The sequence below is a fragment of the Pseudoxanthomonas sp. JBR18 genome, assembly GCF_028198165.1.
GTDB lineage: Bacteria > Pseudomonadota > Gammaproteobacteria > Xanthomonadales > Xanthomonadaceae > Pseudoxanthomonas_A.
Map to the genome: position 1 here is coordinate 1,764,633 of NZ_CP116339.1, position 13,119 is coordinate 1,777,751.

12 protein-coding genes are annotated in these 13,119 nt (G+C 67.8%); 7 read left to right on the forward strand and 5 right to left on the reverse strand.

Annotated elements, in window-relative coordinates:
- Positions 1 to 62: 62 nt before the first annotated feature.
- Entirely contained in the window at positions 63 to 971 is a 909-nt protein-coding gene (locus PJ250_RS08040) for a LysR family transcriptional regulator (protein ID WP_271648064.1), read from the forward strand.
- A gap of 90 nt (positions 972 to 1,061) precedes the next feature.
- Here the strand turns inward: PJ250_RS08040 and PJ250_RS08045 are convergent, their stop codons facing one another.
- The gene (locus PJ250_RS08045; RefSeq protein ID WP_271648065.1) at positions 1,062 to 1,988 is read right to left on the reverse strand and encodes a LysR family transcriptional regulator; all 927 of its coding nucleotides are present in this window, start codon (positions 1,986 to 1,988) and stop codon (positions 1,062 to 1,064) included.
- Positions 1,989 to 2,336: 348 nt separating this feature from the next.
- Here PJ250_RS08045 and PJ250_RS08050 point away from each other — a divergent pair, with 348 nt between their 5' ends.
- Both PJ250_RS08050 and PJ250_RS08055 read left to right on the forward strand, forming a co-directional pair.
- Positions 2,337 to 3,026, forward strand: coding sequence for an SDR family NAD(P)-dependent oxidoreductase (locus tag PJ250_RS08050; protein ID WP_271648066.1), 690 nt, complete (start codon positions 2,337 to 2,339; stop codon positions 3,024 to 3,026).
- A 725-nt stretch (positions 3,027 to 3,751) separates the two neighbouring features.
- Positions 3,752 to 4,429 (forward strand): DUF2306 domain-containing protein, encoded by a 678-nt coding sequence (locus PJ250_RS08055; RefSeq protein ID WP_271648067.1) that lies wholly within the window; start codon positions 3,752 to 3,754, stop codon positions 4,427 to 4,429.
- A 75-nt stretch (positions 4,430 to 4,504) separates the two neighbouring features.
- Here the strand turns inward: PJ250_RS08055 and PJ250_RS08060 are convergent, their stop codons facing one another.
- A complete protein-coding gene (locus PJ250_RS08060) occupies positions 4,505 to 5,440 on the reverse strand; it encodes a LysR family transcriptional regulator (RefSeq protein ID WP_271648068.1) in 936 nt (311 codons plus the stop codon).
- Between the two features lie 100 nt (positions 5,441 to 5,540).
- Here PJ250_RS08060 and PJ250_RS08065 point away from each other — a divergent pair, with 100 nt between their 5' ends.
- Together PJ250_RS08065 and PJ250_RS08070 are read left to right on the forward strand one after the other, a co-directional pair.
- The gene (locus PJ250_RS08065; RefSeq protein ID WP_271648069.1) at positions 5,541 to 5,867 is read left to right on the forward strand and encodes a nuclear transport factor 2 family protein; all 327 of its coding nucleotides are present in this window, start codon (positions 5,541 to 5,543) and stop codon (positions 5,865 to 5,867) included.
- The gene (locus tag PJ250_RS08070; protein WP_271648070.1) at positions 5,867 to 6,649 is read left to right on the forward strand and encodes an SDR family oxidoreductase; all 783 of its coding nucleotides are present in this window, start codon (positions 5,867 to 5,869) and stop codon (positions 6,647 to 6,649) included. The genes PJ250_RS08065 and PJ250_RS08070 overlap by 1 nt, the downstream gene beginning before the upstream one ends.
- Positions 6,650 to 6,762: 113 nt before the next feature.
- On the opposite strand, the gene PJ250_RS08075 is transcribed toward PJ250_RS08070, so the two are convergent.
- On the reverse strand, positions 6,763 to 7,374 hold the full coding sequence (locus tag PJ250_RS08075) for a TetR/AcrR family transcriptional regulator (RefSeq protein WP_271648071.1): 612 nt from the start codon (positions 7,372 to 7,374) through the stop codon (positions 6,763 to 6,765).
- A 131-nt stretch (positions 7,375 to 7,505) separates the two neighbouring features.
- On the opposite strand from PJ250_RS08075, the gene PJ250_RS08080 reads away from it, so the two are divergent.
- Entirely contained in the window at positions 7,506 to 8,474 is a 969-nt protein-coding gene (locus tag PJ250_RS08080) for an SDR family NAD(P)-dependent oxidoreductase (RefSeq protein ID WP_271648072.1), read from the forward strand.
- Positions 8,475 to 8,891: 417 nt separating this feature from the next.
- Positions 8,892 to 10,757: a M61 family metallopeptidase gene (locus PJ250_RS08085; protein ID WP_271648073.1), complete on the forward strand. Its 1,866-nt coding sequence runs from the start codon at positions 8,892 to 8,894 to the stop codon at positions 10,755 to 10,757.
- A 213-nt stretch (positions 10,758 to 10,970) separates the two neighbouring features.
- Here PJ250_RS08085 and PJ250_RS08090 read toward each other — a convergent pair whose 3' ends face one another.
- Both PJ250_RS08090 and PJ250_RS08095 read right to left on the reverse strand, forming a co-directional pair.
- Positions 10,971 to 12,191, reverse strand: coding sequence for an FAD-dependent monooxygenase (locus PJ250_RS08090; protein ID WP_271648074.1), 1,221 nt, complete (start codon positions 12,189 to 12,191; stop codon positions 10,971 to 10,973).
- Between the two features lie 106 nt (positions 12,192 to 12,297).
- Entirely contained in the window at positions 12,298 to 13,107 is an 810-nt protein-coding gene (locus PJ250_RS08095) for an AraC family transcriptional regulator (protein WP_271648075.1), read from the reverse strand.
- Between the last annotated feature and the right edge of the window lie 12 nt (positions 13,108 to 13,119).

Genomic DNA, 13,119 nt, shown 5'->3' on the forward strand with positions numbered 1-13,119 from the left:
GGTATCGACCCCACATCCGCAACAAAATAGAATCATCTGAAAGCCATCGTTTCAGGAATGTCATGTCCAAGCTTCCCGACTTCGAAGGCCTCGCGCTGTTTGCCAAGGTCGCCGAATGCCGCTCCTTCGCCGCCGCGGCGCGGGAACTGGACCTCTCGGTGCCCACGGTGTCGCGCGGCATCGCCAGGCTCGAGACGCGTCTGGGCGCACGCGTGTTCAATCGAACCTCGAGGCAACTCGCACTGACCGGGTTCGGCCAGGATCTGTTGGGGCGGGCGACCCAGCTGTATCGCGATGCAGAAGAAGCCGAGGCCGTCGCACGCGACCAGTCCGCGTCCCCGCGTGGCACCGTCCGCCTCGCCGTGCCCATGAGTTTCGGCGTGCGCTGGATCGCGCCCCTGCTGCCCGGCCTGTTCGAGCGCTACCCGGAGCTGTCGCTGGACCTGCACCTGTCCGACGCGGTCGTGGATCTGGTCGGGGACGGCTTCGACGCAGGCCTGCGCATTGCCTCCCTGCCTGATTCGACGCTGGCCGCGCGGCGCCTGTGTCAGGTCTCGCGCTACACGGTGGCCGCACCGAGCTATGTCGCCCGCTACGGCCAGCCCGGTCACCCGCGCGATCTGGATCCGGCGCACTGCCTTGCCTTCGCGCTGCGCGCCGGGGGCGATGTCTGGCGCCTCAGCAACGGGCGCAGGAAGGAAACCGTGCACCCCCTGGGCCGCCTGCGTGTGACCAATTCGGAAGCGTTGCTGCCCGTGTTGCTGGCGGGCCATGCCGTCGCCGCGCTCCCCGAGTTCATCGCCGCCGAGTACCTGCGCGACGGGCGGCTCGTGCCACTGTTGACCCAGTGGAAGCAGTCGGACGGCGGTCTGTACTTCGTCACCCCCACCACACAGAACCGGCCCGCGAAGGTGGAAGCGGTGGCCCGCTATTTCATCGAGATGTTCGCCGCGCCGCCGTGGCGGCAGTGAGGACAGCGCCAGCAGGGCCCTCGCGGTGCTGATCAGGCAGCTGGTCTACAGCGTTCGCAGATCCGGAGCAGCAGACGCGCGCTGATCGGGCTACATCAGCCTGACTCCGCTTCCCGAATCGCGCGTGATCTGCAGGCAGAAGTCCAGGAATGCGCGCACCTTGGCTGGCGGATGCCGACGCGAGGGATAGATCGCGTAGAGCGGGAACACCTCATCCGGCCAGTCAGGGAACAACTCCACCAACGCACCGGACGCCAGGAGCGGCTGCAGGCCGAGCGACATCAATTGGGCAATCCCTGCCCCTGCCACGCACGCATTGATCATCGTCCCCACGTCCGTAAGCAGCAGCGTTCCGCGCGTTGCCACCGGCAGGGTCACCCGGCCTTTCTGAAATTCCCAGTCAAAGGGATGGCCGGTCTGCGGATCGCGAAATTGCAGGCAATCATGGGCTTCCAGTTCCTGCGGCGTGGCGGGCCTCCCGCAGCGCTCCAGGTAGGACGGTGCGGCGACGGTGAGGATGCGGGTTTCCAGCAGGCGTCGCGCGACCAGCGATGAACTCGGCTGGGGACCGAACCGGACCGCCACGTCCACGCCATCGGACACCAGATCGCCGATCACCTCGCGGGTCAACACCTCGATGTGCAGGTCCGGATAGCGTTGGCAGAACGCGGGCAGATGCGGCGCCATGACCAATGCCGAGAAGAACGGATCGACCTGCACGCGCAACCGCCCTTCGACACGGTGGGCGGCTCCCGAGGCACGCCCGGCGGCCATCCCGATCGCCTCCAGGTGCGGCATCACCTCCTCATAGAACCGCTGGCCTTCGGAGGTCAGCCGGAGCGAGCGCGTATTGCGGTCGAACAGGCGAATCCCCACGCTCGCCTCCAGGCGGGCGATCGCACGGCTTACACCAGAAGGCGACATCTCCAGGCGCTCGGCCGTCCTGGCAAAACTCCCCGCTTCGACCACCGCCGCCAGCAGACTCACGCCACCCAGCAATCGACCATCGAACTGCATCACCTCTCCTGGCCAAGACACGCCCGCAGGCGCAACTCACGACTTCAGCGCGCTGGCCATACGGCCGACTCGTGCATTCAAGTCAAGAGTCTACTTCCCTGGATTCGCTTCAGTCCCAGGCCAGCGCCTTGCATGATGGCTGCGTCCTGTGACCCCACTGCTCGGGGTAGCGCACCGCCCCGGTGAGCCCCGTGCCGCCGGCCGCCCCTGGAGTCCGTCCCGCTCCGCGCGGGAGGTCACGCATGACACCACGCGTGCCGCGCACGGCGTCTCGGCCGTCCACCCTGAAATCCAGACGGCCCTGCCTGATCGGCGGTCCAACCGGCCGCCCAACCCCGGAGACCTTCCATGCCCCCCAAGAACACCATCCTCATCATCGGCGCCTCGCGTGGCCTGGGCCTGGCCCTGACTGAAGCCTTCTGCCAGCGCGGCTGGCACGTCATCGCCACCACCCGGGCCCCGTCCGCGGCGCTGGATGAAGTCGCCCAGCGCTTCCCCGCCAGCCTGGAAGCCGAGCGCGTCGACCTTGCAGAGGCCACCAGCGTCCAGGCCCTGCGCGAACGCCTCTCCGGCCGTTCCCTGGACATGCTCTTCGTCAACGCCGGCATCGCCAAGTCGATCACCGCCACCGCGAGCACGGCGCCCCAGCAGGACTTCCTGGACATGATGCTCGTCAACGCCTTGGGACCCATGCGCCTGATCGAGCTGTTCGAACCCGTGGTCGCGCCCCACGGGACGATTGCGGCGATGTCCTCCGAGCTTGGCAGCATCACCCAAAACAGCGGTGCCTGGGATCTCTATGCCTCGACCAAGGCCGCGCTCAACATGCTGATGAAGTGCTTCGCTGCGCGGCGTCCCCACGATGGCCGCGCGATGCTCGTGGTGGCCCCGGGCTGGATCAGGACGGACATGGGCGGTGACGAGGCGACCTATTCGATCGAGGAGGCCATCCCGCGCGTGGTCGACACGCTGGAAAAGAACCACGGCCGCCCAGGCCTGCGTTACGTCGATCGCTTCGACGCCACGCTGCCCTGGTAGCGATCGACGGGCATCGGGATCGTCGCCGGACGAGCACCTGGATCCGCTGGTGACGCCCGGCGTGGACCGACGCCATCTCCAGGATGATGCAAGCGCTCGGACGGGGCGACGTGAGACGGTTCAGTGCGCGCCACCGTCGTACCGGCACGTCGTGCGGATTCGCGCCAACCTGCCCTCGTGATCCAGATCCCCAGCCCGGGCAAATAAAAACGGCGCCAGGGTGTTGCCACCCGGCGCCGCCGCTGTCCCGCAAGCCGATCAAGCCGGCCGGGGAAAGCCGCTTACTTGTTCTTCTTTTCAGCCTTGGCCGCGCGCTTTTCCTTCAGCGTCTTGGTCGGCTCTTTCTTCTGGGTCTTCTTCTGGTCCATTCCCTTGCTCATGACACCCTCACGTTCAGCGGTTGGATCGGTCTGGCATCGCCAGGGGCCTGGCGTGCGCGGCTAATGTACGCCTGGTGCGGTGCGTGGTGTCAGGGCCAACGCGGGCGCTGGATTTTCGTTGGCCATCCAGTCATGCATGGCCTGCGCGGGGTCGCATCCCACGGTCAGAACAACGGGCTGGTACGCCTGGGTCGCCGTCCTCCGCGCGCCGCCTGAGGTCCGGGCGTGGACCATCGCGGCCGCCTTTGAACGATCTGCAAGCAAGGGCGGCAGGTTGAGCTGGCCCCCTGCAAGGGTGCTAGCGTTGCGCCGGGCCGGCCGCGCGATGGGGTGGGGGAGCGAGCAATGACACACCGAGTCGAAGCGCAGGCGCGCCGCGCACGTGGCGGGGCGAGCGTCACCGGCATGGCCGGCGTTCTGCTCTGGCTGGGCCTGGCCGTTGTCGGCGGCAGCTTCCTGCATGCGGCATATGGGAAATACGCCTCGCTGGCGTCGCCGGCGTATGCGATGTTCGTGGCGCGGCATGGATGGCTGTGGTGCCACCTGGCCGGGGGGAGCGTGGGCGTGGTGCTGGGACTGGTGCAGCTGCTGACCCAGCGCTGGCCGCGGCTGTGGCGTGTGCACCGCGTGTCGGGTCGCGTGTACTTCGCCGCGATGCTGGTGGCCATGGTCGGCGCGATCGGCCTGATTGCGACCTCGCCGGCACCGATGGGCATCCGCGTGGCTTTCAGCGCGACCTTGCTGGCGTGGCTGGTCACCGGCGGTGCGGGCCTGGTGGCCATCCTGCGTCGCGACGTGGCGGCGCACCGGCGCTGGATGCTGCGCGCGTATCTGGTGACGCTGGCCCCGGCCGTGTTCCGGCTGGCGCTTGCGGGCGTGGTGGCGCAGGGTATCGCGCCATCGCCGAGCCTGATCGCGTGGATGCTGTGGGGCAGCTGGGCCGTGCCGTTGCTGGTCTATCAGGCCGGAAAGTGGGCGACCGGCAGCACTGTCCGGCGGGACGCGCGCACCGCTGCCGCCTGAGGCCGTCCGGAGCGCAGGGCGCGGCAAGTGCCGAGGCTGTAGTGTCCAGACAGCGCGACTAGGTTGCCGAATCGATCATCGGGAAGCGCCTGGCTTCGCGGGCGCTTCATTCCCGATATCCCGATCGAGCAGGCAGTCGATAAAGGCACGCAGCGCCGGCCGCATGTAGTGCCGGCTCGAGTAGTAGAGGAACAGGCCGGGGACCGTCGGCGACCAGTCGGCCAGGACGCGCCTGAGGCGTCCGTCCTGCAGTGCTTCGGCGATGTCCGCGTCGTTGTACGCATACAGGATGCCCAGTCCCTGCAGCGCGGCGGGCACGATGATGTCCTGATGGTTGGAGATCACCTGTCCCTCGCCGAAGAACTCGATGGCCTTGTCCTTTTTCTTGAAGGTCCAGCCGGCGACCTTGCCGCTGCCGGGGAAGCGCCAGTTGATGCAGGCATGGCGGCTCAGGTCCGCTGGCGTCCTGGGCTCGCCATGCCGGGCCAGGTAGTCGGGCGAAGCGACAGCGAGCAGTTCGAAGTCCGGCGTCAGCCGGACCGCCACCATGTCCTTCTGCAGTCGGCCGCCGACGCGGATGCCGGCATCGAAGCCTTCTCCGGCGATGTCGCTCAGGCCATCGTCGATGACGATGTCGAGCACGACATCGGGGTTGGCCTGCGCGAAACGCCCCAGCCGCGGCGCGAGCACGCGCTTTGCCGCCATGCTCAGCGTGTTGATGCGCAGGGTGCCTGCCACGCGTGCGCGCGTGCCCACCGCCTGCGCCACGGCCTGGTCCATGTCACGAAGCAGGGGGGCCATGCGCTCATGCAGCCGTCGGCCGGGCTCGGTCGGTGAAACGCTGCGGGTGGTGCGATTCAACAGGCGCACGCCGAGCCGGGCTTCCAGCTGACGGATGATCTGGCTGAGCGCGGAGCGCGACAGCCCCAGGTGATCGGCGGCACGGGCGAAGCTGGCCCGGTCGACGACGGCCACGAAGGCCTTGAGTTCCGCAAACTCCGAGCCGCGCATTGTGCACTGATTCCTACATAGCCTGATCAGATCATAGGCGATTCTCTAACCTCGCCAAGCGGATCAATCTTGCGTTGCACACCCAAACTGGAGCATCGCAATGAAAGATCTGGAGCTGCCCGAGCCGATCTCGGCCTACTTCGAAGCCGACCGCCAAGATGGCCAGGCGGTGGCCCGCTGCTTCACCAAGACCGGCGTCGTCCTCGACGAGGGCAGCACGCACGCCGGCGCGGCCGCGATCGAGACCTGGAAGAACGCGGCGTCCGCCAAGTACACCTACACCGCCAGGCCCCACACGCTGGAGGTCCAGGCGGGGCGCTACATCGTCACCAGCCAGGTGTCGGGAAACTTCCCGGGCAGCCCGCTGGACCTGCGCTACTCCTTCGTCCTGGAGCGCGGCAAGATCGCCTCGCTGGAGGTGGCGTGATGCACTTCGACCTCCAACTGGCAGGCAAGCGCATCGTCGTCACCGGCGGCACGCGCGGCGTCGGGGCGGCAGTGGTTGAACTGCTGTCCCAGCTCGATGCACGGGTCGTGGCGATGGCGCGCTCGATGCCGAAGACGCCTGTCGAAGGCGTCCACTACGTGGCCGCCAACCTGGCGTCGGCCGACGGCGTCCATCAAGCGGTCGAGGCGGCGCGGGAACGGCTCGGCGGCGTCGACATCCTGATCAACGTGGTGGGCGGTTCTTCGGCGCCCGCGGGAGGCTTCGCCAGGCTGGACGATGCGCAATGGGCCACGGCGCTCGACTTGAACCTGATGTCGGCCGTGCGGATGGACCGCGCCTTGCTTCCGGCGATGCTGGCGCAGGGATCCGGCGTGATCCTGCATGTGACCTCGATCCAACGCATGCTGCCGCTGCATGACGCCACGATCGCCTATGCCGCGGCGAAGGCGGCGCTGTCCACCTACAGCAAGGCGCTGTCCAAGGAAGTGACCTCCCAGGGTGTGCGCGTGGTCCGCGTCTCGCCGGGCTGGGTGGAGACGGAAGCGGCGGTCGATTTCCTCGGCGCCATCGCGGCCAATGCGGGCACCGATTACGAAGGCGCCAAGCAGAAGGTCATGGAGGCGCTGGGTGGGATTCCGTTGGGGCGTCCGGCCAAGCCGAGCGAAGTGGCCGATCTCATCGCCTTCCTGGTGTCGCCCCGCGCCGAGTCCATCTCCGGCGCCGAATACACGATCGATGGCGGGACCGTGCCGACGACGTAAACGCCCGATCGGCACTCGCGGCACCGTGGCGTCGCGCGCCTCGCGGGCAGGCGCCTTGCTGCACCGCCCACCGACGTTGGGCGGCTTTCCGTTCGCAGTCGATCAGTCCGGGGTCACCGCTGATCGTCCTCGCGCACCGGCCTGTCCGAGGCATCGATGCCGGCGATCAGGAGGTCGACCATGGCCCTTGCCGCCTGCTGACCGTTCGGCCCGGCATTGACGTTGGCCACGCCGGCCAGCGCGCGAAGCAGATCCAGTGGCTCCAGGCCGAGCCGGATCGGACGGTGCTCGGCGAGTCCGTCGACCAAGCGGCGCACGGCCTGCTTGAGCTTCAGGCTCGACGAGGCGTAGACCTCGGAGGCCTGGCCGTCCATGGAACTCAGCACTTCACGCATCCCTTGCTTGGCGGCGAGGTAATCCACGAACAGCAGCAACCATTCGCGCAGCGCCGTGATCGGTGGGTGGGCTGCGGCCAGGCGCTCGGCCGCGGCAAGGAGATGCTCCAACTCGTTCTGGTAGACCGCCAGCACGAGCGCGTCGCGATTGGGAAAGTGGCGGTACAGCGTTCCCGGACCGACCCCGGCGCTGCGGGCGATTTCGTCCAGGCTCGCGTCCGACCCCTTCTCGGCAAACGCCGCCTTGGCTGTCTCCAGCAGGCGGAGACGATTGCGTTCCGCGTCGGCCCGCGGCTTGCGTCCGGGGGGCTTCGCGCCGGCTTTGGTCATTCCAGTCGTTACCTCTTGATAAGCGGAGAGCGTCTCCGCATAATAAACGGAGAGCACTTCCTTTTAATTCCAGCGTCGGGCTCATGGTAGCCGCTGGCGCGCTCGCCCCGTCACCCACCGAGGAACCCACCATGTCCAATGCATTCGGATCCAAATCCACCACGGACGATGTCCTGGCCGGAATGGATCTCAGCGGCAAGCGCGTCCTGGTCACAGGCGTGTCGGCCGGCCTGGGCGTCGAAACCGCCCGCGCCCTGGTCGCCCACGGTGCCCACGTGGTTGGCGCGGCGAGGAATCTCGCCAAGGCGAAAGAAGCCACGGCCGGCATCCACGCCCAGGCGGCGAATGGCGGGCAATTGGACCTGATCGAGCTTGACCTGGCTTCGCTGCAGAGCGTGCGGAGCTGCGCCGATGCGCTGCTGGCCGATGGCCGCCCCTTCGATGTCGTCATCGCCAACGCCGGGGTGATGCGCACGCCATTCGGTCACACCGCCGATGGTTTCGAAACGCAGTTCGGCACCAACCACCTGGGCCACTTCGTGCTGGTCAACCGGATCGCCTCGCTGATCGCGCCAGGTGGGCGCCTGATCTGCCTGTCGTCCGCCGGGCATCGCTACTCGGACGTGGATCTGGACGATCCGAACTTCGAACGGACCCCCTACGATCCGAGCGCGGCCTACGGCCGCTCCAAGACCGCCAACATCCTGTTTGCCGTCGAGTTCGATCGCCGTCACAACGCACAAGGCGTCCGCGCAGCCGCCGTGCACCCGGGCGGCATCATGACCGAGCTCGGTCGCCACCTGGCACCCGGCGAACTTGAAGCGACGGTGGAGAAGATCAACGCGCAGTCCGCGGCCGAAGGCCATCCCCCGTTCGAGTTCAAGTCCATCCCGCAGGGGGCCGCCACCTCGGTCTGGGCCGCTTTCGTTGCCAACGCGGACGACATCGGCGGGCGATACACCGAGGACTGCCAGGTGTCGTCGGTCACCGACGGACTGATCACGCCCGGCACCCCTGGCGTCCGCTCCTACGCACTGGACCCGGAGCGGGCACAGGCACTGTGGGCACTGAGCGAAAAGCTGGTGGGCGAACGTTTCTGACGGCCCCAATGCGACGCAAGCACACGGATTCATCGGCCTCGGAGCCGTCGATGACTCCAGGTCGCGGGGGCGGGCGCCATGCCCCAGCGCCCGCGCGCCTGGGAAACTGACGGTATCCCGGGAAGTCCTTTCTCATTGCCGCGAAGCGATCCGCTCCCTTGAAAGTCGTTGCGCGTGGGTGTGCTGAATTCACGGCTACCATGTCGCGCGTGGCCGCGATGCCCGCCGCAGCCCGGTGCGCCCTTGGCGTCCGCGTCGGCAGGTCGAGGGGGATGCCGGCATCGGCATGACCTGCGGTTTAGGCCTCATGTCGTCGTGTTTGCATCGATGTTCGTCTTTCAGGGGTAGGTGGTGGATCCAAGAATTTGCCGGCTGTTGCGCCGGTCGATGTTGCTAAGCGGGTGCTGGTTGGTCACCGTGTGCGCCGCGCACGCGCAGCTGCCGCAACCACTGCCTGGTCCGCCTGCAATTCCCAGCCCGCGCGAGCAGCCGTTCGACGGCGTGATCACGCTGCAGGTCGATGCGACAGACACCGCGCACGCGCTGTTCAAGGTGCGCGAATCGATCCCGGTCTCCGCGTCCGGCCCGGCGGTGCTGCTGTATCCCCAGTGGGAGCCATCGAGCCACGCGCCGAGTATCTCCGCCGCGCAGCTGGCCGGCCTGGTCGTCCGCGCCGGCCAGCAGCGGCTGGAATGGCGCCGCGATCCGCTGGATCCGCACGCGTTCCATGTGGCGGTACCGGACCACGTCGACCGGCTGGACCTGGAGTTTGCCTACGTCACGCGCGTCAGCGATGGCCTCCTGCGCCCCGACTTCGTCAACGTGCAGTGGCAGCACATGCTGCTGTATCCGGCCGGGTGGTTTGCGCGGGACCTCCCGGTACGCGCCGGCATCACCTTGCCGCCGGGGCTGCAGGTGGTCTCCTCACTGCAGGTCGAGGGACGCAGCGGCAACGCCTACACACTGGCGCAGACCACGCTGGAGCGGCTGACCGACGCGCCCCTGTTCGGCAGCCGCCAGCTGCGCACGCTCGACCTGTCCACGCCGGATTCGCCCGGGCTGCACCTGGATCTGGTGTCGCGGGACCCGGCCGCGCTGCAGGTGTCCGATGAGCAGATCGCCGCACTGCATCGCCTGGTGGCGCAAACCTCGGCGGTGTTCGGCCGCGCGCCGTACCGGCACTTCGATGCGATCACCCTCCTCGACGACGATGCCAGTTTCGGCGGAATCGAGCACGCCACGTCGGCGGAGATCTACCTGCCGGCCCACTACTTTTCCGACCCGGACGCGCAGCTGGGCCTGGCCGACATGTTCGGGCATGAGCACGTGCATGCGTGGAACGGCCGTGCCCACCAGCCGGCGGACCTGTGGACGCCCACGCCCAACACGCCGATCCGCAACAGCCTGCTGTGGGTCTACGAGGGCCAGACCGAGTTCTGGGGCCGGGTCCTGGCCGCCAGAAGCGGCATGCGCAGCCGTCAGCAGGCGATCGACAACCTCGCCCTCGTGGCCGCCGAGGTCGCCGCCAGCGACGGACGGGCCTGGAAGACGCTGCGCGATACCGTCAACGATCCGCTGTATGTCACCGGCGCATCGACGGTGTGGCCGGAGTGGCAGCGCCGCAAGGACTACTACGGCGAGGGCGTGCTGCTGTGGCTCGATGTCGAGATGACGCTGCGCGCGCGCTCGCATGGCCGCTACGGCCTCGACGACTTCGCCAGGCGCTTCTTCGCCGCTCCCCAACCCGGAAGCGGCCCGGCGACCTACACCTTCGAGGATGTCTGCGCCGCGCTCGCCGCGCTGGTGCCGATGGACTGGGCCGGCTACCTCAACGCCCGCCTGGACGCGCATGACGCCATCGTGCTGCAGGGCCTGGCGCGCGGCGGCTGGGCGCTGGTCTACGAGGCCACGCCCACTGCGGCCTTCGCGCAGAGCGAGCGCGACCTGGGCGGCACCGACCTGCGCTATTCGATCGGCCTGGTCGTCGCCGATTCCGGCAAGCTGCGCTCGGTGGCGATGGACAGCCCCGGCTACAACGCCGGACTGGCCCCCGGCGCCGTGCTGACTTCGGTCAATGGCGCGACGTTCTCGCCTGCCGCACTGCGCGCGGCGGTGGCCAATTCCGCCCGACAGCCGGTTTCACTGGGCTACACCGTCGACGGTAAGGCCCTGCAGACCAGGCTCGACTATCACCAGGGCGCCCGCTATCCGCGCCTGGTGCGCATTCCCGGTAGCGAGGACCGGTTGTCCGCACTGCTCGCCCCGCGCCCGGCCGGCGGCTGATGCATCAAGCCTGCGTGTTCGCCAGTGGAGCGACTGTGTGTGCTCACTGTCGCTGTGGCGCGCAGGGGATTTAATTTCCTCCGTACTTTATTGCACGTCCCTTTTATTGCACGCAGATTGCCTGGCATTCGCCCCGCGCCCCGCTTTCAGGAAGCACGCAGGCGCACGCTGGCGGATTCAATCCAGCCTGGCCCCGTTTCCGGCGGTCACCCGCTAAGGCCGCCGTGCGTCCAAGGGTGGTGCGTATTGGGGGAAAGCAAAGTCGTTGACGATGGCTTGCTCGCGCCGTGCGGGGCTCGGTTTCAACAAGCGCTGCACCGGGCGGCTGGCCATCACCCGCAGGACAAGACGTGCCAACGCGCTGCCGAACGCGGTCCGCGGATGCATCCAGCGGATGCTCCGGGGGCTGATGGCGCGTTGCGAGGCCTCCACATACGGGCGCAACAGCGCCTCATAGGACGTGAAGGCACGCGCGTGATCCGCGCCAGATCCGATCTCGCCCGCCAGAAGATAGGCGCCCACCAGCGCCAGCGCGGTGCCCTCGCCGGTGAACGGGGTCGGACAATAGGCGGCATCGCCGAGCAGCACCACGCGTCCGCGGGACCAGTGCGACGCCTGCACCTGACTCATCGGGCCAAAGTAGAAATCCCTTACGTCATCGAGTGCGGCGACGATGCGCTCGGCAAGCACGCCGCGGCCGTTCAGGGCCTCGGTCAGCAGCGCTCTCGCCGCGGACGTCCTGTCGCCCACGATATCGCTGCGTTCCCGTCGGAAGGTGACCAGCACGGTGGTCTCCTGCGCGTCACCGGGGCGCAGGAAGATCATCGTGCCCTTGCCCAACGTCGCGCAGGCCCAGTCATCGTCGTCCGGATGCCGCGGGATTTTGAAGAACGCCATGCAAGCGCCGAGATAGCGGAACCGGGTCTCCTCGGCGAGGACCAGGCCGCGGGTGGATGAGCCGATCCCCTCGGCACAGATCACCAGCTCGAATTCCTCGACCTGGCCCCCGTCGAAGGTGACGCGCACGCCGTTCTCATGCTCGGACAGCGCACTGACACGCGTTCCGAACCGGTAGTCGCACCGCTCCCGCACCGCCTCGTATAACAGGTGCGCGAAATCGCCTCGCAGAATCTCGAAATCCGCGGTCAGTCCCGCGAAGGCGCCGCGGGGAAACGCCGCGAAGCGCCGGCCGGCCGCGTCGACAAAACGGACCCCGCGCTCGCCGGTATTCCGGGCTTCGATCGCTTCGGCCAGGCCCATCCACTTCACCACCTGCTGGCCGGCGCCCTTGATGTCGACGTTCTGCCCGCCGTCGCGCAAGGCCAGCGCCTTCTCGGCGATCACGACGTGATGGCCGTACCGTTGAAGCCAGTACGCACATGCGGGCCCGGCGATGCCCCCGCCGCAGATCAGGATCTTCTTCGCGTTATTCATGCCTACCCAGGCCCGCCGTGTGGGAGCACAGAGCCTAGGCCGGCGCGGCGGAAGAGGCATGGGGCCGGCCTGCCAATCGGTATTGCGATCCCGCCACCCCGTCGCGTCAATCGTCCGTGCGAACGGACGCGTGGCGCCCTGCGCGGAGCGCGAGGTACCGTGCCGGGGGCTGGCCGAGCACCTTCTTGAACATGGTGATGAAGGCGCTGGCGTTCTCGTATCCCAACGCGAAGGCCACCGCCTGCACGGCCTCGCCTTCAGCCAGACGTTTCAACGCGAACACGATGTGACATTGCTGGCGCCACCGCACGAAGCTCATGCCGATGTCGCGGTGAACGAGGCGGAAAAGGCTGCGCTCGCTCATTGCGAGCCGGTGCGCCCATTCGCCGATCGACGTGCGATCGGCAGGATCGGCAGCGAAGGCATCGGCGATCCGGCGCAGGCGCGGGTCGCTCGGCAAGGGCAGATGCAGGCGTTCGACCGGCGCTTTCACCAGCTGGTCCAGCATCGTCTGCGCCAGGCGGCCGTCCGCGCCCTCGGTTTCGTACAGCGGCGGCAGGTGCGACACGCCGATGATCAGTTCGCGCAGCAGTGGCGACAGGGAAAGCGTGCAGCACTCGGTGAACATCGCCGGAACCGCTTCGGGTTCGACGAAAAGCATGTAGACCGCGACGTCGCCCACGCCACGCACGCCGTGTTCCATGCCTCCTGGAATCCACAACGCACACTGCGCAGGCACCATCCACAGGCCCTTGGCGACCTCGCATGTCACCAGGCCACGAACCGCCATGATGAGCTGCGCTTTCCGGTGCCGGTGCGGCGGCTGCTCGAATCCGTCGGTGACCAGCTCCGCCCCGATCGCATAGACGGGACGTGGGACCTCCTGCGGATAGTGGTAGTTGTCCGTGGACGACACTCGCCCTCACGC

Excerpts from the sequence above, each read along its gene's own strand:
- PJ250_RS08040 (WP_271648064.1), top strand. The coding sequence starts at position 63 with ATGTCCAAGCTTCCCGACTTCGAAGGCCTCGCGCTGTTTGCCAAGGTC.
- PJ250_RS08045 (WP_271648065.1), bottom strand. The coding sequence starts at position 1,988 with ATGCAGTTCGATGGTCGATTGCTGGGTGGCGTGAGTCTGCTGGCGGCG.
- PJ250_RS08050 (WP_271648066.1), top strand. The coding sequence starts at position 2,337 with ATGCCCCCCAAGAACACCATCCTCATCATCGGCGCCTCGCGTGGCCTG.
- PJ250_RS08055 (WP_271648067.1), top strand. The coding sequence starts at position 3,752 with ATGACACACCGAGTCGAAGCGCAGGCGCGCCGCGCACGTGGCGGGGCG.
- PJ250_RS08060 (WP_271648068.1), bottom strand. The coding sequence starts at position 5,440 with ATGCGCGGCTCGGAGTTTGCGGAACTCAAGGCCTTCGTGGCCGTCGTC.
- PJ250_RS08065 (WP_271648069.1), top strand. The coding sequence starts at position 5,541 with ATGAAAGATCTGGAGCTGCCCGAGCCGATCTCGGCCTACTTCGAAGCC.
- PJ250_RS08070 (WP_271648070.1), top strand. The coding sequence starts at position 5,867 with ATGCACTTCGACCTCCAACTGGCAGGCAAGCGCATCGTCGTCACCGGC.
- PJ250_RS08075 (WP_271648071.1), bottom strand. The coding sequence starts at position 7,374 with ATGACCAAAGCCGGCGCGAAGCCCCCCGGACGCAAGCCGCGGGCCGAC.
- PJ250_RS08080 (WP_271648072.1), top strand. The coding sequence starts at position 7,506 with ATGTCCAATGCATTCGGATCCAAATCCACCACGGACGATGTCCTGGCC.
- PJ250_RS08090 (WP_271648074.1), bottom strand. The coding sequence starts at position 12,191 with ATGAATAACGCGAAGAAGATCCTGATCTGCGGCGGGGGCATCGCCGGG.